The sequence below is a fragment of the Rummeliibacillus sp. G93 genome, assembly GCF_023515935.1.
GTDB classification, from domain to species: domain Bacteria; phylum Bacillota; class Bacilli; order Bacillales_A; family Planococcaceae; genus Rummeliibacillus; species Rummeliibacillus stabekisii.
The window spans coordinates 1-21260 of the sequence record NZ_CP097314.1 but is presented as its reverse complement, the minus strand read 5'-3'; the positions used below and the strand labels follow the sequence as shown (position 1 = coordinate 21260).

Here is a 21260-nt window from a genome sequence, read left to right as displayed (position 1 = left end):
TAATCCACTCATTTTGTAACGGCTATTAACCGGCTGCAGCCTACTAACGTTCAGCTGAGCAACTCAAGGACGGATTCACAAGTGTTTTTATCGATTCGCACCTACCATCGACTCTCTTTAAAAAAACGTGCCTGCTACTGCTTCCTATCATCGTGTTAAATTATAATTAACCATACTTTACAATACATCTAAAGGTTATGCAAGCATTGCAAGCTTGATTACTTTAAAAAAATTAACAACATATGTATTTTCAGTACAGTGCAAGCCTTCTCCATTAATATAGCATGCTTGATATGGTATTGTCCCACTGTCCTATATCTCTTTAATCCTGTTACATCATCCTTTCAACCCACAAACAAAACAAGTATGATGTAAGTAAGAAAATTGACGCCGCGAAAGTTCATAGAAATCCAATTTCTATACGGTCAGTTAGGAGTGATAAAGTATGGACATGTTGATGATTCAATTAGAAAAAGATACATCAATTCCCCTTTATGAACAGCTTTACGAAAAAATAAAAAAAGGAATTATCGATGGCTCAATCTCTGTACGTACAAAGCTACCATCCAAAAGAAAGCTCTCTGAATTTTTATCTATTAGCCAAACAACAGTTGAACTGGCTTATGCGCAGTTATTAGCGGAAGGCTATATCATATCCAAGCCTCGCGTCGGTTTCTTTGTAGAAGCACTAGAAGAATTGGCCTATGTAGAGAAAGCTGTCGCACATCCTACTCTAAAGACTTCCGCGAATCCGGAAGTTTATATTGATTTTAATCCAGGCTCTATAGACACTAAAGCTTTTCCTTTTGCAGCATGGAGAAAGTATGCAAAGGACGCAATTGATCTGCATCAAAAAGAGCTCCTGTTGCTAGGCTCGCCTCAAGGGGAATTAGAATTGCGGGAACAAATTGCAAGCTATTTATACCAGTCTAGAGGCGTTCTATGCTCACCTGAACAAATAGTCATTGGTTCTGGGACTGAGCAGCTCTTGCCTATGATAATGAAGCTTTTAGGGGAGAAAAATCATTATGCGATTGAAAATCCAGGCTATACATTAACCCACTATATTTTTGACCAGTCTTATCAGCAAATAATCCCTATTAATGTAGATCAGGATGGGATGAAAATACAACAACTTGAACAAACAGACGCCAATGTTGCCTATATTACTCCTTCTCATCAATTCCCTACTGGTGCTGTGCTATCTGCTTCACGACGTTTCCAATTATTGAATTGGGCAGCCCAAGATAAAAAGCGTTTTATTATTGAAGATGATTATGATAGTGAATTCCGTTATATTGGCAAACCTATTGCTTCACTACAAGGGATGGATCGTCTGAATAAGGTGATTTATCTTAGCACCTTTTCAAAATCATTAATGCCATCTTTGCGGATAGCCTATTTTGTTCTACCTAGAGAACTATTGCCTATATATTACAAGATGTTCAGCTATTATACATCGACTGTTCCACGCTTCGAGCAATATATATTGGCTCAATTTATGAAGGAAGGGCATTTCTCAAAACATTTGAATCGCATGCGGAAAATTTACCGGAAAAAGCTAGAGAAGCTCACTCTTTCCCTGACACCCTATGGACCCAGTGTCTCCATCTCTGGTGAACAGGCGGGAATGCATGTAGTGTTAACTGTTAACCATAAATTAAACGCTCAGACCCTTAGCGAAAGGGCTTTGCAAAAAGGCATAAGAATTATACCCATTACTAATTATATGATCACACCAACTATAGAAGAGCGGGATAACCAATTTCTTTTAGGCTTTGGCGGTTTAGATGAAGACCAAATACCTTATGCAATCGAACAGCTAATGGATTGCTGGGAAATTCAAAAACAAGTAAAAAGGGATTGACTGAATAGTCAATCCCTCATAATTAAAATAGTCCTTTGAAAAAACTTCCGATCTTTTTAAATGTTAACGATATAAAGCCGGCTTTTTCCACAGTCTCTGTAGTTACTACTTTGGCATTTGCTGAAGTGCCATCAATAAAGCCATAATCTTTGCCTGACTTTTTATTGATTTTAACATGCCCAACAACAGTTCCCTTTTTAACAGGGGCATTTAAGGATTTTTTATCTACTACTAGCTTAGCAGTATAATCATCTGCTTCACTTGTTTTAACCATCATTGAAATGGCATCTTTCGTAGCAACTTTTACACTCTTCTCTTTACCCTCTTTTATAGCTACTGATTTTTGATTTTTAAATACATGACCTGCAGGTAAGATTTCTTCCGTTGTGAATTGTCCAAAACCATAATCAAATAATGTTTTAGCTGCATCAAAACGTGCTTTATGACGATCTCCATTGTTACCTTCTGCATGCATGACCACAGCAATCAAGCGAGTGCCATTGCGTTTGGCTGTACCTGTGAAACATTGGCCAGCATAATCAGTAGTACCGGTTTTTAGTCCGTCCACACCTTCATAATGATAAACTAAACCAGGTAACATAAAGTTCCAGTTATCCATTTTAATTGCATCGTCTGTTCCTGCACGGAAAGTCTTGCGGGGAATGCTTGATGTTTCTAGAACTTCCGGATGGTCTTTTAATAGATGATAGGCTAGACGGGCAACAGATGTTGCAGGCATTTTGTTTTCATCACTCTCAGAAGTGCCTGTTGGCTGCATACCTTGTAATTGTTCATTATTTAAACCTGTAGAGTTAACAAAGTGGTAATTCTTCAGGCCCAATTCTTTTGCCTTTTTCTTCATTAAAGATAAAAATTCAGTTTCAGAACCTGCAATTGTTTCAGCAATCGCAATGGTAGCTGCATTTGCAGAATAGATAGCCATTGCTTCATATAATTCTTTGATTGTATATTCTCCATCTGCTCGTAATGGAACATTACTCAAAGCACGGTCTTGTGAGATTTTATAAGCATAATCAGACACTTTATACTTTTGATCCCATTTTACTTTTCCATCATTAATCGCATCAAGTAAGATGTATTCTGTCATCATTTTTGTCATGCTGGCAATCCCAAGAGCTTGCTTAGCATTTTTTTCATACAATATTTTTCCTGAATCCGCATCAACTAAAATCGCCGCTTTTACATTCAACCCTAGGTTGTCCGCTGCACTAGCCTTCGTTCCTACTAGGGTAAAACTGCTAAGTACCATGACTACTGCTAGCATGATACTTAAAATTTTACTGATCTTACCTTTTTTCACCATTCTACCTCCGTTAATATATACTTATCTCGCTAATTTTAACATAGAATAGTGGAATACAATAGACAGTTATCAAAAACACCCATTCTGCATTAATTGTTCATGCAAAATGGGTGAAAAGGCTGATACTTATAGTAGATACTTATAGTAATGAATAGTTTGGTGCTTCTTTTGTAATTTGAACATCATGTGGGTGGCTTTCTTTCAATCCAGCTCCCGTCATGCGGACAAATTGTGCATTTTCTCTTAGGTCTTGTAAATCCTTTGTACCGCAGTACCCCATACCTGAACGGACACCGCCAAGCAATTGGTGAATCGTATCAGCTAGAGGCCCTTTATATGGCAAACGGCCTTCAATGCCTTCTGGCACTAATTTTTTTGCATTTTCTTGGAAGTAACGATCTTTTGAACCATTCTCCATTGCAGCAACTGAACCCATACCACGATATACTTTAAAGCGACGGCCTTGGAAAATTTCTGTTTCGCCTGGAGATTCTGTAGTACCTGCTAGCAAGCTTCCTAACATAACTGTATGTCCGCCAGCAGCTAACGCTTTAATAATATCTCCAGAATACTTGATACCGCCGTCTGCTATTATCGTTTTCCCTTGGCGTCTTGCTTCTGTTGCGCAATCGTAGACAGCGGTAATTTGAGGTACACCTACACCAGCTACAACACGAGTTGTACAAATTGAACCAGGTCCGATTCCTACTTTGACAACATCTGCGCCTGCTTCGTACAAGGCTTTCGTCCCTTCCTGTGTAGCAACGTTACCTGCAACGATAACTAAATCAGGGTAAGCTTCACGAATGGCTTTTACTTGTCTTAATACGCCTTCAGAATGGCCGTGAGCTGTATCAATTACAATGACGTCTACTTGTGCCTCCACAAGCTTCTTAATCCGCATCATCACATCTGATGTTACACCAACCGCAGCTCCTACAAGTAAACGGCCATGTTCATCTTTTGCAGCATTCGGATATTCCGTTACCTTTTCAATATCCTTGATTGTAATTAATCCAGTTAATAAACCTTCTTCATCGACAATTGGAAGCTTTTCGATTTTGTATTTTTGTAGCATCTTTTCAGCTTCTTCTAAAGTAGTGCCGACAGGAGTTGTAATAAGATTTTCTTTAGTCATGACTTCATCAATTTTTATTGAGTAATCTTGTACAAAGCGCAAATCACGGTTTGTAATAATTCCGACTAATTTTCGGTCTTCCATCGTATTCACAATTGGTACACCAGAAATACGGTATTTACCCATTAAGTGTTCCGCATCAAATACTTGGTGAGAAGGCGTTAAGAAAAATGGATTGGTGATAACACCATTTTCAGATCGTTTAACTTTTTCTACTTGTTCTGCTTGTTCTTCAATACTCATATTTTTATGGATAATTCCAAGGCCGCCTTGACGAGCCATCGCAATTGCCATAGGTGATTCTGTTACCGTATCCATCCCTGCACTGATAATCGGGATATTTAATTTAATCTTGGATGTTAGATTTACTGATAAATCAACTTCCTTTGGCAATACTTCGGAATGTGCTGGTACAAGCAATACATCATCAAATGTTAAACCTTCTTTGGCAAATTTAGTTTCCCACATTTCTTAAACTCCTCCTACAAAAAAGATATTAATTGTAAGATTAACAACGTAGGCAATTAGTTGTCAAGGAGTCAGCCATAAGAAAGACTATTATGATTTTTCATTATAATAAGTTTTTTAAGTCATCCTCTATTTTTGTAGGGGAAGTTTGAGGTGCATATCTTGCAATGACTTCTCCTTCAGAGTCAATTAAAAACTTAGTAAAGTTCCACTTTATATTATCTGTGAAGAGACCTTTCTTTTCAGAAGTCAGATATTGAAACAGCGGTGAAGCGTTTTCACCCTTAACATCTACTTTTGCAAACATGGGAAATTGTACATTGTAATTCATTTGGCAATAAGCAATTGTTTTATCAATATTGTTGAATTCTTGATGATTGAATTGACTACAGGGAAAACCTAGAACAGTAAAACCTTGATCCTTATATTTATCATATAACTCCTGCAGTTCTTTAAATTGTGGGGTAAAACCACATTTGCTTGCTGTATTTACAATCAACATAGGTGAGCCTTTAAATTCACTTAAAGATTGATCTTCCCCATCTGCTTTTTTGACTACAAAATCATATATACTCGTCATTTCGCTTCCCCTCTCTATTTTACCGCCCCATTAAAACGTTCTACTCATCATAGAGCCTATCCTTTATCTCTCTTCATACAAGCTCAAATTATTTATTTTATATTTATTTTTAATGTTATCACTAATGTATTCTTTATTCTCTCTATATACAACAAAAATAGCTTAATAGATATATTCCTGTATCAAGAAAAAGTAAACATAGAGATAAAGAGAAGTATAATTTTATAGCGCTAATTTCCAGCTTAGTTGCAATAGATGCAACTAATTCTATAAATCATTGAAACAGATAACTATTAAAAGTGGAGTTGAACAAGCCTTAACAGGCTTTAATATTACCTTTAAGCGTGTAAATGGTTATGAATAATGCACAGTCAACACTTACAGAGATATATAGCTGAGGAATATAAATATGAGGTACTTTATTTGTATTGTATATGGGTGAGTTATAATTTTTTTATAAACAAAAAAAGTGCAACTGATAAATCAGCTGCACTTTCTTTGCCTAGCAACGTCCTACTCTCACAGGGGGAAGCCCCCAACTACCATCGGCGCTAAAGAGCTTAACTTCCGTGTTCGGCATGGGAACGGGTGTGACCTCTTTGCCATCATTACTAGACTATTCGGCTTCCAATACACATCGCACTACTGCTCGTGTCTTGAAATCCTTCTTATTGAAAGAAAGTTGTTCTTTCAAAACTGGATAAACGTGAATTGAAGGTTCTTAAGAAATTTGGTTAAGTCCTCGATCGATTAGTATTCGTCAGCTCCATGTGTCGCCACACTTCCACCTCGAACCTATCTACCTCATCGTCTTTGAGGGATCTTACTTACTTGCGTAATGGGAAATCTCATCTTGAGGGGGGCTTCATGCTTAGATGCTTTCAGCACTTATCCCGTCCACACATAGCTACCCAGCGATGCTCTTGGCAGAACAACTGGTACACCAGCGGTGTGTCCATCCCGGTCCTCTCGTACTAAGGACAGCTCCTCTCAAATTTCCTACGCCCACGACGGATAGGGACCGAACTGTCTCACGACGTTCTGAACCCAGCTCGCGTACCGCTTTAATGGGCGAACAGCCCAACCCTTGGGACCGACTACAGCCCCAGGATGCGATGAGCCGACATCGAGGTGCCAAACCCCCCCGTCGATGTGGACTCTTGGGGGAGATAAGCCTGTTATCCCCGGGGTAGCTTTTATCCGTTGAGCGATGGCCCTTCCATGCGGAACCACCGGATCACTAAGCCCGTCTTTCGACCCTGCTCGACTTGTAGGTCTCGCAGTCAAGCTCCCTTGTGCCTTTACACTCTACGAATGATTTCCAACCATTCTGAGGGAACCTTTGGGCGCCTCCGTTACTCTTTAGGAGGCGACCGCCCCAGTCAAACTGTCCGCCTGACACTGTCTCCTACCCCGATCAGGGGTACGGGTTAGAATTTCAATACAGCTGGGGTAGTATCCCAAGGACGCCTCCACCGAAGCTGGCGCTCCGGTTTCAATGGCTCCTACCTATCCTGTACAAGCTGTACCAAAATTCAATATCAGGCTACAGTAAAGCTCCACGGGGTCTTTCCGTCCTGTCGCGGGTAACCTGCATCTTCACAGGTACTATAATTTCACCGAGTCTCTCGTTGAGACAGTGCCCAGATCGTTACGCCTTTCGTGCGGGTCGGAACTTACCCGACAAGGAATTTCGCTACCTTAGGACCGTTATAGTTACGGCCGCCGTTTACTGGGGCTTCGGTTCTCACCTTCGCTTGCGCTAAGCAATCCCCTTAACCTTCCAGCACCGGGCAGGCGTCAGCCCCTATACGTCACCTTACGGTTTTGCAGAGACCTGTGTTTTTGCTAAACAGTCGCCTGGGCCTATTCACTGCGGCTCTCTCGGGCTTGCACCCTACTAGAGCACCCCTTCTCCCGAAGTTACGGGGTCATTTTGCCGAGTTCCTTAACGAGAGTTCTCTCGCTCACCTTAGGATTCTCTCCTCGACTACCTGTGTCGGTTTGCGGTACGGGCACCTCCTGCCTCGCTAGAGGCTTTTCTTGGCAGTGTGAAATCAGGAACTTCGCTCTAAAGAGCTCGCCATCACAGCTCAACGTTATAGAGAGCGGATTTGCCTACTCTCACGTCTTACTGCTTGGACGCACATAACCAACAGTGCGCTTGCCCTATCCTACTGCGTCCCCCCATTACTCAAATGGCAGGGAGGTGGTACAGGAATATCAACCTGTTGTCCATCGCCTACGCCTGTCGGCCTCGGCTTAGGTCCCGACTAACCCTGAGAGGACGAGCCTTCCTCAGGAAACCTTAGTCATTCGGTGGATGGGATTCTCACCCATCTTTCGCTACTCATACCGGCATTCTCACTTCTAAGCGCTCCACCAGTCCTTCCGGTCTGACTTCACAGCACTTAGAACGCTCTCCTACCACAGACATCGTAGATGTCTATCCACAGCTTCGGTGAATTGTTTAGCCCCGATACATTTTCGGCGCAGCGTCACTCGACCAGTGAGCTATTACGCACTCTTTAAATGGTGGCTGCTTCTGAGCCAACATCCTGGTTGTCTAAGCAACGTCACATCCTTTTCCACTTAACAATTACTTTGGGACCTTAGCTGGTGGTCTGGGCTGTTTCCCTTTTGACTACGGATCTTATCACTCGCAGTCTGACTCCCGTGTATAAATCACTGGCATTCGGAGTTTGTCTGAATTCGGTAATCCGGGATGGACCCCTAGTCCAAACAGTGCTCTACCTCCAGGATTCTTCATCACGAGGCTAGCCCTAAAGCTATTTCGGAGAGAACCAGCTATCTCCAGGTTCGATTGGAATTTCTCCGCTACCCACACCTCATCCCCGCACTTTTCAACGTGCGTGGGTTCGGGCCTCCAGTAAGTGTTACCTTACCTTCACCCTGGACATGGGTAGATCACCTGGTTTCGGGTCTACGACCACATACTTATTCGCCCTATTCAGACTCGCTTTCGCTGCGGCTCCGTCTCTTCAACTTAACCTTGCATGTAATCGTAACTCGCCGGTTCATTCTACAAAAGGCACGCTATCACCCATTAACGGGCTCTAACTACTTGTAGGCACATGGTTTCAGGATCTCTTTCACTCCCCTTCCGGGGTGCTTTTCACCTTTCCCTCACGGTACTGGTTCACTATCGGTCACTAGAGAGTATTTAGCCTTGGGAGATGGTCCTCCCAGATTCCGACGGAATTTCACGTGTTCCGCCGTACTCAGGATCCACTCAAGAGAGAATGCACTTTTGACTACAGGACTGTTACCTGCTATGGTGGGTCTTTCCAAACCGCTTCGCCTAACGCATTCCTTTGTAACTCCGTATAGAGTGTCCTACAACCCCAAGAGGCAAGCCTCTTGGTTTGGGCTCTTCCCATTTCGCTCGCCGCTACTAAGGGAATCGATTTTTCTTTCTCTTCCTTCAGGTACTTAGATGTTTCAGTTCCCTGAGTCTGCCATCAAGACGCTATGAATTCACGTCAAGATTCTACCCCATTACGGATAGAGGGTTTCCCCATTCGGAAATCTCCGGATCAAAGCTTACTTACAGCTCCCCGAAGCATATCGGTGTTAGTGCCGTCCTTCATCGGCTTCTAGTGCCAAGGCATCCGCCATGCGCCCTTAATAACTTAACCGTTGGCTTATAAAGCCTTTAAGTTATTAAGCCTAAAAAATTTAAAACTTAATAAATGTGTTACTTAAGAATTTCTTCAATGTCGTTTTATCCAGTTTTCAAAGAACAAAGTATTGAGAGTATGAACCCTCAAAACTGAACAGCAAGATGTTAATCGTACAGACGAAGTCTGTATTCCGTTAAATTCCTTAGAAAGGAGGTGATCCAGCCGCACCTTCCGATACGGCTACCTTGTTACGACTTCACCCCAATCATCTATCCCACCTTCGGCGGCTGGCCCCAAAAGGTTACCTCACCGACTTCGGGTGTTACAAACTCTCGTGGTGTGACGGGCGGTGTGTACAAGGCCCGGGAACGTATTCACCGCGGCATGCTGATCCGCGATTACTAGCGATTCCGGCTTCATGTAGGCGAGTTGCAGCCTACAATCCGAACTGAGAACGGTTTTATGAGATTAGCTTGCTCTCGCGAGTTTGCGACTCTTTGTACCGTCCATTGTAGCACGTGTGTAGCCCAGGTCATAAGGGGCATGATGATTTGACGTCATCCCCACCTTCCTCCGGTTTGTCACCGGCAGTCACCTTAGAGTGCCCAACTAAATGATGGCAACTAAGATCAAGGGTTGCGCTCGTTGCGGGACTTAACCCAACATCTCACGACACGAGCTGACGACAACCATGCACCACCTGTCACCAATGTCCCCGAAGGGAAAACTCTATCTCTAGAGTGGTCACTGGGATGTCAAGACCTGGTAAGGTTCTTCGCGTTGCTTCGAATTAAACCACATGCTCCACCGCTTGTGCGGGCCCCCGTCAATTCCTTTGAGTTTCAACCTTGCGGTCGTACTCCCCAGGCGGAGTGCTTAATGCGTTAGCTGCAGCACTAAGGGGCGGAAACCCCCTAACACTTAGCACTCATCGTTTACGGCGTGGACTACCAGGGTATCTAATCCTGTTTGCTCCCCACGCTTTCGCGCCTCAGTGTCAGTTACAGACCAGACAGTCGCCTTCGCCACTGGTGTTCCTCCAAATCTCTACGCATTTCACCGCTACACTTGGAATTCCACTATCCTCTTCTGCACTCAAGTTCCCCAGTTTCCAATGACCGCTCGCGGTTGAGCCGCGAGATTTCACATCAGACTTAAGAAACCACCTGCGCGCGCTTTACGCCCAATAAATCCGGACAACGCTTGCCACCTACGTATTACCGCGGCTGCTGGCACGTAGTTAGCCGTGGCTTTCTAATAAGGTACCGTCAAGGTACGTTCATTTCCTAACGTACTTGTTCTTCCCTTACAACAGAGTTTTACGATCCGAAAACCTTCATCACTCACGCGGCGTTGCTCCATCAGACTTTCGTCCATTGTGGAAGATTCCCTACTGCTGCCTCCCGTAGGAGTTTGGGCCGTGTCTCAGTCCCAATGTGGCCGATCACCCTCTCAGGTCGGCTATGCATCGTCGCCTTGGTAGGCCGTTACCCCACCAACTAGCTAATGCACCGCGGGCCCATCCTGCAGTGGCGCGAAAGCGCCTTTCAACATTTCACCATGAAGTAAAATGGATTATCCGGTATTAGCTCCGGTTTCCCGAAGTTATCCCAGTCTGCAGGGCAGGTTGCCCACGTGTTACTCACCCGTCCGCCGCTAAATCAGAGGAGCAAGCTCCTCGTCATTCGCTCGACTTGCATGTATTAGGCACGCCGCCAGCGTTCGTCCTGAGCCAGGATCAAACTCTCCATAAAAGTGTTTGATTGCTCAAAATTTCACTAGCGCATCATCTTTACGATGATGTCTTTAAAACTAACAGTTGTTAGTAAGTTTAAATGATTAACATCTTGCTTGTTCAGTTTTCAAGGTTCATGTTACGTCGTCATCTTAACGACTTAATTAGTATATAATACTATTAAAAGATTGTCAACGCTTTTTTAGAATTATTTTTTCAATATAATTCATTGCTTTTTAGAGGCAACTTAAATAGAATACGCCAAATAGATATCAAAGTCAACTCTTTTTTAAAAAAGGTAATTAATATCTCTGTTCACTGAGTAAGAATGTGTAACTCGATCTAAAGAATTGGATTTAGACAAGTGTTTTATAGACATGGCCATACAAAAAGAACTGCAATCAAACTTAGTATAGTTTAACTGCAGTTCTATGTTTTTCAATAGCTATGTTTATTTAATTAGATTCATTAATTATTTAAAATTAAACGTTCAATATATATATTTCTATTTTTAGATAGATCAATAATTTGTTCTGTTTCATGCAACTTAATGACAGGCCTTACTGGTGACGTTTTATTAGCAAAGATAATGGTCCCTTCTTCACCATTTGATAATTCTACACTTGTGCCAAGAGAAAGGTTTGCTACACAAGTATTAAGAGCCTGTACAACTTCTATATTAAACTTTCCAAAGTCATTTTCTCGGATCATTTCTAACACTTTGAATGGAGATTCTTTGGAACGGTAAATTCTTTCACATGTCATTGCATGGAAAACATCTGCAACCGCAATGATATGGGAGTGAATTAACACCTTACTACCTTTTTCTCCTTTTGGATAGCCGCTGCCATCTAACCTCTCATGATGTTGGTAGATCGCTAGTTTCATTTCTTTCTTTAAGGTAGATATATGATTTACCATCTGAAGACTGTAATATGGGTGCTCTTGAATTTCCTTAAACTCATATTCTGACAGTGGACCATTCTTTTCACGAATTTTTTTATTAATTTTTGCCATACCAGCATCCGCTACTGCCGCTGCAATTGCTATTTGTGTGATATCTCCTTTAGAGTAATTCATTTTTTGAGCAATAACCGCACTAATTAAACTGATTGCAATTGAATGATGGTAAAAATAGTCCTTTGTTGTCGAATATTCATTTAGGATAAATATCTTTTCTTTATTCAACAATACTTCATCAATTAATGGCAATATGCTTTCACGAACTTTTGAAATATTTACATTGCTACCAGCATCCCAATTTAAAAATTCCTGTTTAAATTTTGCTACTGATTCATTGTATTTTCTTTCAAAGGAATTTTTAAACGTTTCTTTTATGGTTTCAATGGATGATGACACACTTTGAACTTGCTGTGCTTTATCTGCTTCTTTTATATCAACGATAGGTATCTTTTCAATCTGAAAAGCCTTTAATACTGGAAAGTGTTCTCCTGTAATCTTTGTATTTTTGTACAGAATAGGATATTGTGTGTTAGCCATAATATCTTTAGCAACCATAGCGCCTAACTGTAGATCAGACAACTTAACTAATTGGTAATCCACTTGTAAACCCCCTTGCATTCAAATGAGTTTCTCTCCCGTTTCTTATGAAGAAATTGAATCTATAGTTATTTTATCTCAATTTTTTTGTCCAAGGTAAACTTTTTTATAATTTTCCATAAAAAAAGCCCCAGATTATTTCTGGGACCTTTTTCTCTTATTCTATTGTGTCATCAGCAGGAGATTCAGTTGAATCAGTATTTTCTTCCTCTTCGCTGATTACCTCTGCTTCAATTGCTTCTTCTTTCTTAACTTTCGCCACTGTTGCTACATGTTCATCTTCCGCTAGGCGGATTAAACGAACACCTTGTGTGCTACGACCAGTAACCGAGATATCCTCAATATCCATCCGTATCAGCATACCATTTACTGTGATAAGCATAACATCTTCTGATCCATCAACTGCCTTAACAGCAACAAGAGGACCGTTCTTATCAGTGATTTGGCATGTTTTGATACCAATGCCTCCTCGGTTTTGTAAGCGATACTCTACTTCAGGTGTACGTTTTCCATAACCTTTTTCAGTAACAACGAGGATTTCTTGATTTGGTTCAATAATCTCCATACCTACTACATAGTCATCGTCTCTTAAACGAATGCCACGTACGCCCGTAGCGGTACGGCCCATTGACCGAATATCATTTTCATTAAAGCGAACGAGCATACCTGTATGAGTACCAATAATGATTTCTTGTTGTCCATTTGTAAGTCGGACTGATATCAGTTCATCGTCTTCTTTTAAGGAAATTGCAATTAAACCGTTTGTTCTTATATTCGCAAAGTTGGATAGCGGTGTACGTTTCGCCACTCCAGTACGTGTGGTAAAGATAAAGTAAGCATCTTCTTCGTATGAAGCTACACGAATGACAGCCGTTACCTTTTCACCCTTATCTACATTCAGTAAGTTAACAATAGGAAGCCCTTTTGCTGTACGACCAAACTCAGGGATTTCATAACCTTTTGCTTTAAATACCTTCCCTTTTGAAGTAAAGAAAAGAATGGTGTCATGTGTTGATGTGTATAGAAGATGTTCTACAAAGTCATCTTCATGCGTTCCCATACCTTGTACGCCTCTGCCGCCTCGGCGTTGACTTCTATATGTGTTAGCTGGTAGGCGTTTAATATACCCATTATGTGTAAGGGTAATAACTGAGTTTTCACGAGGAATTAAATCTTCGTCCTCAATCATTTCCATGCCACCCGCTGTAATATCTGTACGACGAGCATCATTGAAGCGTTCTTTAATCTCAAGAAGCTCATCATGAATAATTTTTCTTATTTTTGATTCATCTGCCAAAATATCTTTGAGCTCTTGAATTAATTGAAGCAATTCTTGGTACTCTGCTTCAATCTTATCACGCTCCAAACCTGTCAAACGTTGCAAGCGCATATCTAAAATAGCTTGAGATTGGCGTTCACTCAAATTAAAGCGTTCCATTAAGCCATTTTTCGCATCTTCAGCTGTTTGAGAAGCTCTAATCAAACTAATAATCTCATCGATATGATCAAGAGCAATACGCAAACCTTCTAAAATGTGAGCACGTTTTTCAGCTTTGCTTAATTCAAATTTAGTTCGTCTCGTAATAACGATCTTTTGATGTTCCAAGTAATGGAATAAAGCTTCTTTTAAGCTTAAAACTTTTGGCTGCCCACCAACAAGAGCCAACATGTTAATACCGAAGCTAGTTTGCATAGCAGTTTGTTTATATAAATTGTTTAGGACTACATTTGCATTGGCATCTTTTCGTACATCAATGGTAACCCTCATACCATTTCGATCTGATTCATCGCGAATGTTGGTAATGCCATCAATCCGTTTATCTCGTACTAATTCTGCAATTTTTTCAATTAAGCGGGCTTTATTGACTTGGTAAGGAAGTTCATTAATTACGATAACTTCTTTTCCGCTAGACTTTGTTTCAATTTCCACGCGTGAACGAATGACAATTGAACCGCGCCCTGTTTCATATGCACGGCGAATGCCGCTTCTACCCAAAATCAAACCACCAGTAGGGAAATCAGGACCTGGAATAATCTCCATCAACTCTTCCGTTGTAATGGCTGGATTATCAGAAATAGCCAAAACGCCGTCAATTACTTCACCCAATTGGTGTGGGGGAATATTTGTAGCCATACCAACAGCGATCCCTGAAGCCCCATTCACTAGCAGGTTTGGATAGCGAGCAGGCAATACAACCGGCTCTTTTTCATTGCCGTCATAGTTGTTTGTATAATCAATTGTATCTTTATTGATATCTCTAAGCATTTCCATGGCGATTTTAGACATGCGGGATTCCGTATATCGCATCGCCGCAGCCCCATCTCCATCGACAGAACCAAAGTTACCGTGGCCGTCAACAAGCATATACCGGTAGCTAAAATCCTGTGCCATGCGGACCATTGCTTCGTAAATAGATGAGTCACCATGTGGATGGTATTTCCCCATTACATCCCCTACTATTCGAGCTGACTTCTTATATGGCTTATCCGAAGTACTTCCCAATTCCTGCATTCCATATAGAATACGCCGTTGAACTGGTTTTAGGCCATCTCGAACATCAGGCAATGCCCGGGAAACAATTACACTCATCGCATAATCTAAAAATGAGGTTTTGATTGTTTTTGTTATATTAACTCCTTTAACGCCAGAGTTATTTGTTTCAGCCAAAGTGTGGAACCCCCTTCAAAAGGAACTAAATATCTAAGTTTTCTACATAAACAGCATTTTCATGAATAAATTGGCGTCTTGGTTCTACATTATCGCCCATTAATTGCTCAAAAGTACGATCTGCTTCAATCGCATCGTCCAATTCGACTTGCAATAAAACACGATTATCCGGGTCCATTGTAGTATCCCACAATTGCTCCGCATCCATTTCACCAAGACCTTTATAACGTTGGATACCAGGCTTTGGTTGGCTTGGTAAACGCTCTAAAATTTCCTGTAATTCTTTATCGCTATAGCAATATTCGACATGCTTACCTTGCTGTATTTTGAATAGTGGCGGCTGTGCAATGTACACATAGCCTGCTTCGATTAACGGCCGCATAAAACGGAAGAAGAATGTCAATAATAACGTTCGTATATGAGCGCCATCGACATCGGCATCCGTCATGATAACGATTTTATGATAACGTGCCTTCTCTAAATTGAACTCTTCACCGATACCTGTACCGACAGCTGTGATCATGGCACGGATCTCTTCATTCGACAAAATGCGATCTAGACGTGCTTTTTCGACATTTAAGATTTTACCGCGAAGTGGAAGGATAGCTTGGAAGTGACGGTCACGTCCAGACTTCGCCGAACCGCCGGCAGAGTCACCTTCAACGATGTATACTTCACACTCTTCAGGATGGCGAGAAGAACAATCAGCCAACTTCCCTGGCAAACTTGAAATCTCTAACGCAGATTTACGACGTGTCATCTCTCTAGCTTTCTTCGCTGCAACACGTGCACGTGATGCAATTAAACCTTTATCGACTATTGTTCTAGCAACTGTTGGGTTTTCTAATAAAAAGCGTTCAAAACGTTCGGAGAACAGAGAATTCGTAATAGAACTAACCTCTGAATTACCAAGCTTTGTTTTTGTTTGACCTTCAAATTGTGGGTCTGGATGCTTTATAGAGACAATTGCTACAAGACCTTCACGTACGTCTTCTCCGGATAAATTGGCATCAGAATCCTTAAGCAGGTTATTCTTTCGGGCATAGTCATTGATCACACGTGTCAACGCTGTTTTAAATCCCGATTCATGAGTCCCACCCTCATACGTATTGATATTATTTGCGAATGACAAAATAGTAGAGGCAAAACCTGAATTATACTGCATGGCAATTTCAATGGAAATTCCATCTTTTTCGCCTTTTAAATCAATCGCTTCATGCAATGGCTCTTTATTTTCATTAAGCTGTTCTACATAAGATTTAATACCACCTTCATAGTGATAGACATCTTTACGAATTTCTTCATTTCGCTCATCCATAATTATAATCGTAATACCGCGGTTTAAATAAGCTAATTCGCGGATACGGTGTGCTAGAATGTCATATTCATAAACAGTGGTTTCTTTAAAAATGGTTGGATCTGCTTTAAAACGGGTAGTAGTACCATTATGGTCCGTATCACCAATGATGGTAAGCGGCTGGATTGTTCTGCCACGTTCAAATTTAATTTCATGGATGTGTCCGTCACGGTGTACTTGCACGTCTGTTTCAATCGAAAGCGCATTTACAACAGATGCACCTACTCCGTGCAAACCTCCTGATACTTTATATCCGCCGCCGCCGAATTTACCACCAGCATGCAAAACAGTCATGATAACTTCTACTGCCGGCTTGCCGACCTTCTCTTGAGTATCAACAGGGATGCCTCGTCCGTTATCTTCTACTCTGATCCAGTTGTCCTTTTCAATCGCAACAGTGATTTCAGTACAATAACCAGCTAATGCTTCGTCAATACTGTTGTCGACGATTTCCCATACAAGATGGTGCAGCCCCTTGGAACTTGTCGAACCAATATACATACCCGGACGTTTACGTACTGCTTCTAGTCCCTCTAATACTTGTATCTGGTCTGCATCATAAGCTGCAGGGCTTTTATCTTCAATCGCCATTATTGTTCCACCTACTCTTTCATGGCATTAGTATGCATTATTTGTAAATTTCTTAAACCTTGAAATTTGCGTCTTAAAGCGCAGAATACCTGGCTTTCAATGCAATTAATTAGCAAGGTCAGAATTCCCATATTAATAAAATCCGCAAATACTAAGATCACTCAGTATCCACGGAGCCTTGTTTCACATGAAACATTTCTGACTCGCGAATGGTTTCATGTTCTATGCCTTCCACACTTGTCGTTGTGACAAATGTTTGGACTTCACCTTTTATCGTGTTAAGCAAATGAGATTGCCGATAATCATCTAATTCTGAAAGAACGTCATCAAGCAAAAGAATAGGCGTATCATTCACTTCTTGTTTGATCAACTCTATTTCTGCTAGCTTTAATGACAGTGCAGTCGTTCTTTGTTGTCCTTGAGAACCATATGTTTGGACATCATAGCCATTCACAATGAATTGCAAATCGTCACGATGTGGACCAACCAATGTTACGCCTCTTTCCAACTCTCTTTGAGACTGTTCCTTTATTTTTGCAGCCAAGTGATCTGCCATTTGTTCAGCAGACCAATCTACATCCATACCGCTGACAGGGCGATAACGAATCTCCATATTTTCAAGTTCTCGTGAAATTGAATAATGAATTGGCCCTGCCCAGGCTTGAAGTAATTCCATAAAGTGGAATCTTTTTTGGATTACTTTGACTGCTGCTTCAATATACTGCTCTGTATAAACATCAAACATTACATCATTGAATGTTTTTTTTCCTTGATTTTGTTTAAGTAAATGATTCCGCTGTTTTAATAGCTTCTGAAAGGTTAACAGATCATGCAAGTAGACTGGGGAAATCTGGCCAATCTCCATATCTAAAAAACGCCTTCTCGCCTGAGGACTACCTTTTACTACGTTTAAATCTTCCGGAGCAAACATAACAACATTCATTTGCCCTATATAATCGCTTAATCGGCTCTGCTCCAAATGATTTACTTTAGCTTTTTTACCTTTCTTGGAAATAGTTAATTCCATTGGCAAGCGACCATATCTATTTTGGATGTCCCCTTCTATTTTAGCATATTCTTGCCCCCACCGTATCAATTCTTTCTCACTTGATGTACGATGCGATTTTGCCATAGCTAGGACATAGATTGATTCCATTACATTTGTCTTCCCTTGTGCATTTTCGCCAATAAACACATTGATTTTTGGAGAAAAGGACAAATCAAGAGATTCGTAATTACGATAGTCTTTAAGCTTTAGTTGCTCAATATGCATGCTACTCCTCGCTTTGTGGCTCTACAAGGTTAAATCTCCCGCAACCAGGTATATTAATCAGGTCGCCAGCATAGAGTTTACGGCCACGTCTGCGATCTACTTCACCGTTCACATATACATCATTTTCTTGTAAAAACCATTTAGCCATTCCGCCTGAGCTAATAGCATCGGCTATTTTCAAAAACTGTCCAAGTGTAACAAATTCACTTTCTAAAATGATATTCTTCACTTCACTTCATCCTATCTGCTCTTATCTTATTCTATTTTACCGAACTTTTGTTCATAAGTAAAAAGGATAGTCGTGCATTTGACTATCCTTTTCGTACAAAAAGACATTTTTAGTACCTGGTACTAATATATTTGGGAAATAATTTTTACCGGAAGTTATAGTAAAAAAATATTAATATGTGCGAACAGGTAAAATTAGTTGCAATATCGCATCATCATGGATTGAACGGATAGTGAAAGGTCGCATAGCACCCGTAAATTGAATTACAACTTCTTGACCGTCAATGGCTTTTAAAGCATCCATCATATACTTCGCACTAAAAGAAATTTTAAGTTCTTCCCCTTCAAAAGAGTCGATTTGAATTTCTTCTTCCACCTTACCAATTTCAGGTGAATTGGATGATATCTCTACTGTGCCACTATCAATTGTTGAGAAACGTACAACGTTATTCCGATCTTCTCTTGCAAGGAGTGAAGCACGATCAATACCTTGCAATAAAGCTTTCCCATTAATTGTAACGATAGTAGATGATTCTTCCGGAATAAGGCGTGATGTATCCGGATAGTTACCTTCCAACAATCGAGAGAAAAATAAAACATCAGGTGTTTTGAATAAAACTTGCTGATTTGTCATAAAGATATCTACAGGGTGTGGTGAATCACTAAGGATTTTACTTAATTCAGTTAAGCTTTTCCCTGGAATGACAACATTCATTTCTTCAGATGGCAATTGTTCAAGCGTTACTTTCCTTTGAGCTAGACGGTGACTATCTGTTGCAATACAGACTAAACTGTTATCTTTAATTTCCCACTTTACACCTGTCAACACGGGACGACTTTCAGTGGTTGATACAGCGAATACAGTTTCGCGAATAATCGTTTTCAATAAATCAGCAGGTAGTGTAATCTGACGGTCCGCAGAAATATCAGGCAACAAAGGATATTCAGATGCATCCGAGCCAATAAGGTGGAAATCCGATTTACCAGATTGGATACGTGTTTGTAATTGTTCACTAACCTCTACTACTACTTCGTTTGTTGGTAGTTTACGAATAATTTCGTTAAACATCCGTGCTTGTAGAACAATTGAACCTGGTTCTTTTACTTGGACGATTTCTTTTCCATCTTCTTCAACAGGAATAAAGGTTTGGATTGTGATATCTGCATCACTACCTGTTAAAGTCACTCCTTCAGAAGAAATATCAATTTTGATTCCAGTTAAAATTGGAATGGTTGTTTTTGAACTTACAGCTTTCATTACATCATTCAATCCATCTAACAAACGGTCCCTCATGATACTAAATTTCATTGTTACAAACCTCGCTTTTATATTATTTATTATTTATTAAATATTAATAGATATAGTAATAGGGCCTGTGGATTTGTGGATAAGCCCTCTCTAGCCAAATAAAATCAGTCTATCCACATGTAGATAGACTGTGTATAAGCTTGTTGTTAACATTTCGTGTTATCCACAAATAGATTACTTGCCTAGCATACTTTTTATTTGTTTAATATCTTGCTGTAAACCCTGATCACTTTTCAAAAGAGTAGAGATTTTTTCATGCGCATGGATAACAGTCGTATGATCTCGGCCGCCAAACTCATCGCCAATCTTAGGAAGTGAACAATCTGTCATTTCACGCGATAAGTACATAGCGACTTGTCTTGGAAATGCAATCGACTTTGTTCGCTTTTTTGCAGAAAAATCTTCGAGTTTAATGTGAAAATGCTCACCAACAGCTTTTTGAATGTCGAGAATAGTCAATGTGCGTGGAGAGGCATTCGGTATGATATTTTTTAATGCTTGTGCAGCCAATTCTGCAGTGATGTCCTCATTAACGAGTGAGGAATAAGCGACAACACGAATAAGCGCGCCCTCTAGCTCGCGTATGTTGGAATCTATTTGGTTAGCAATATAAAGCATCACTTCGTTTGGTATATCAAGATTATCTGCTTTAGCCTTTTTACGTAATATAGCGATCCGCGTTTCAAGATCTGGAGGAGCAATATCAGTAATTAAACCCCACTCAAAGCGTGAACGTAAGCGGTCTTCCAGCGTTGGAATTTCTTTAGGCGGACGGTCGCTGGAAATAACAATTTGTTTAAATTCTTCATGTAACGTGTTGAATGTATGGAAAAATTCCTCTTGTGTTGATTCTTTTCCAGCCAAAAATTGAATATCGTCAATCAATAGGACATCAACGCTCCGGTATTTATTGCGAAATTCCTCTGCTCGGTTATCACGAATTGAATTAATAAATTCATTTGTAAATTTTTCAGATGACAAGTATACAACTTTCGCTTTTGGATTATGCTCTAATACATAATGGCCAATCGCATGCATCAGGTGAGTTTTTCCTAGACCCACTCCTCCATAGATAAATAATGGATTATAAGCTTTGGCCGGCGCTTCTGCTACGGCCAAGGATGCAGCGTGTGCAAAGCGGTTGCCCGAACCAATTACAAATGTATCAAATGTGTTTTTTAAATTCAGCATTCCAGAAGGTGTTTCGGATTGCTCTTTTGAATTCCCTGAAATGGGAGGTGTCGGGATATCAAAGTTCTCTGAGTTCGAATCTTGCTGAACAACAAAGCGAATATGCAAATCTTTCCCTGTCAGTTCAGCTAAAATAGCCGCTATTAGGTGTACGTAGTGATTTTCAAGCCACTCGCGGCCGAATGAATTGGGCGCTGAGATTGTCACAGTATCACCGTTATAAGCCAATAGTTTCGTTGACTTCAACCAAGTTTCAAAGCTTGGTTTGGATATTTTTTGTTTCGCTTCAGAGAGTACTTTGTCCCATAATTCTTCAATATGTTCCAA

At 40.7% G+C, this 21260-nt stretch carries 11 protein-coding genes, 3 rRNA genes and 1 other annotated feature (1 of these 15 running past the window's edge); of the genes, 1 reads left to right on the top strand and 13 read right to left on the bottom strand.

Annotated features, from left to right (window positions below):
- Positions 1-160, bottom strand: a binding site (T-box leader) (it extends 53 nt beyond the left edge of the window).
- Between the two features lie 285 nt (positions 161-445).
- The gene (locus tag M2M59_RS00070; RefSeq protein WP_249775128.1) at positions 446-1867 is read left to right on the top strand and encodes a MocR-like pyridoxine biosynthesis transcription factor PdxR; all 1422 of its coding nucleotides are present in this window, start codon (positions 446-448) and stop codon (positions 1865-1867) included.
- 22 nt (positions 1868-1889) lie between these two features.
- On the opposite strand, the gene M2M59_RS00065 is transcribed toward M2M59_RS00070, so the two are convergent.
- The 13 genes from M2M59_RS00065 to dnaA all read right to left on the bottom strand — a co-directional run bounded on the left by M2M59_RS00065 (position 1890) and on the right by dnaA (position 21260).
- Entirely contained in the window at positions 1890-3152 is a 1263-nt protein-coding gene (locus M2M59_RS00065; RefSeq protein WP_249775958.1) for a serine hydrolase, read from the bottom strand.
- A 178-nt stretch (positions 3153-3330) separates the two neighbouring features.
- On the bottom strand, positions 3331-4797 hold the full coding sequence (guaB, locus tag M2M59_RS00060) for an IMP dehydrogenase (RefSeq protein ID WP_066791218.1): 1467 nt from the start codon (positions 4795-4797) through the stop codon (positions 3331-3333).
- 103 nt (positions 4798-4900) lie between these two features.
- The gene (locus M2M59_RS00055) at positions 4901-5377 is read right to left on the bottom strand and encodes a glutathione peroxidase (protein WP_147198297.1); all 477 of its coding nucleotides are present in this window, start codon (positions 5375-5377) and stop codon (positions 4901-4903) included.
- A 500-nt stretch (positions 5378-5877) separates the two neighbouring features.
- Positions 5878-5993: ribosomal RNA gene (rrf, locus tag M2M59_RS00050) — 5S ribosomal RNA — on the bottom strand.
- 114 nt (positions 5994-6107) lie between these two features.
- Positions 6108-9036, bottom strand: a 23S ribosomal RNA gene (locus M2M59_RS00045).
- Between the two features lie 191 nt (positions 9037-9227).
- Positions 9228-10775, bottom strand: a 16S ribosomal RNA gene (locus M2M59_RS00040).
- Together the 16S, 23S and 5S rRNA genes form the textbook arrangement of a ribosomal RNA operon.
- 449 nt (positions 10776-11224) lie before the next feature.
- The gene (locus M2M59_RS00035; RefSeq protein WP_147197640.1) at positions 11225-12319 is read right to left on the bottom strand and encodes an HD-GYP domain-containing protein; all 1095 of its coding nucleotides are present in this window, start codon (positions 12317-12319) and stop codon (positions 11225-11227) included.
- A 154-nt stretch (positions 12320-12473) separates the two neighbouring features.
- The gene (gene gyrA, locus M2M59_RS00030) at positions 12474-14984 is read right to left on the bottom strand and encodes a DNA gyrase subunit A (RefSeq protein ID WP_249775127.1); all 2511 of its coding nucleotides are present in this window, start codon (positions 14982-14984) and stop codon (positions 12474-12476) included.
- Positions 14985-15009: 25 nt separating this feature from the next.
- On the bottom strand, positions 15010-16932 hold the full coding sequence (gene gyrB / locus M2M59_RS00025; RefSeq protein WP_147197635.1) for a DNA topoisomerase (ATP-hydrolyzing) subunit B: 1923 nt from the start codon (positions 16930-16932) through the stop codon (positions 15010-15012).
- A 157-nt stretch (positions 16933-17089) separates the two neighbouring features.
- Positions 17090-18205 carry a DNA replication/repair protein RecF gene (recF, locus tag M2M59_RS00020; protein WP_249775126.1) on the bottom strand — a complete coding sequence of 372 codons (1116 nt, stop codon included), beginning with the start codon at positions 18203-18205 and terminating at the stop codon, positions 17090-17092.
- 1 nt (position 18206) lies between these two features.
- Positions 18207-18434 carry a S4 domain-containing protein YaaA gene (yaaA, locus tag M2M59_RS00015; protein ID WP_066791207.1) on the bottom strand — a complete coding sequence of 76 codons (228 nt, stop codon included), beginning with the start codon at positions 18432-18434 and terminating at the stop codon, positions 18207-18209.
- A 171-nt stretch (positions 18435-18605) separates the two neighbouring features.
- Complete coding sequence (gene dnaN, locus M2M59_RS00010) at positions 18606-19742, bottom strand: DNA polymerase III subunit beta (protein WP_147197631.1); 1137 nt, start codon at positions 19740-19742, stop codon at positions 18606-18608.
- Between the two features lie 174 nt (positions 19743-19916).
- Complete coding sequence (dnaA, locus tag M2M59_RS00005; protein ID WP_066791203.1) at positions 19917-21260, bottom strand: chromosomal replication initiator protein DnaA; 1344 nt, start codon at positions 21258-21260, stop codon at positions 19917-19919.

Bases quoted from the DNA above. Each gene is read 5' to 3' on its own strand.
- M2M59_RS00070 (WP_249775128.1), top strand. From the start codon at position 446: ATGGACATGTTGATGATTCAATTAGAAAAAGATACATCAATTCCCCTT.
- M2M59_RS00065 (WP_249775958.1), bottom strand. From the start codon at position 3,152: ATGCTAGCAGTAGTCATGGTACTTAGCAGTTTTACCCTAGTAGGAACG.
- guaB (WP_066791218.1), bottom strand. From the start codon at position 4,797: ATGTGGGAAACTAAATTTGCCAAAGAAGGTTTAACATTTGATGATGTA.
- M2M59_RS00055 (WP_147198297.1), bottom strand. From the start codon at position 5,377: ATGACGAGTATATATGATTTTGTAGTCAAAAAAGCAGATGGGGAAGAT.
- gyrB (WP_147197635.1), bottom strand. From the start codon at position 16,932: ATGGCGATTGAAGATAAAAGCCCTGCAGCTTATGATGCAGACCAGATA.
- recF (WP_249775126.1), bottom strand. From the start codon at position 18,205: ATGCATATTGAGCAACTAAAGCTTAAAGACTATCGTAATTACGAATCT.
- dnaN (WP_147197631.1), bottom strand. From the start codon at position 19,742: ATGAAATTTAGTATCATGAGGGACCGTTTGTTAGATGGATTGAATGAT.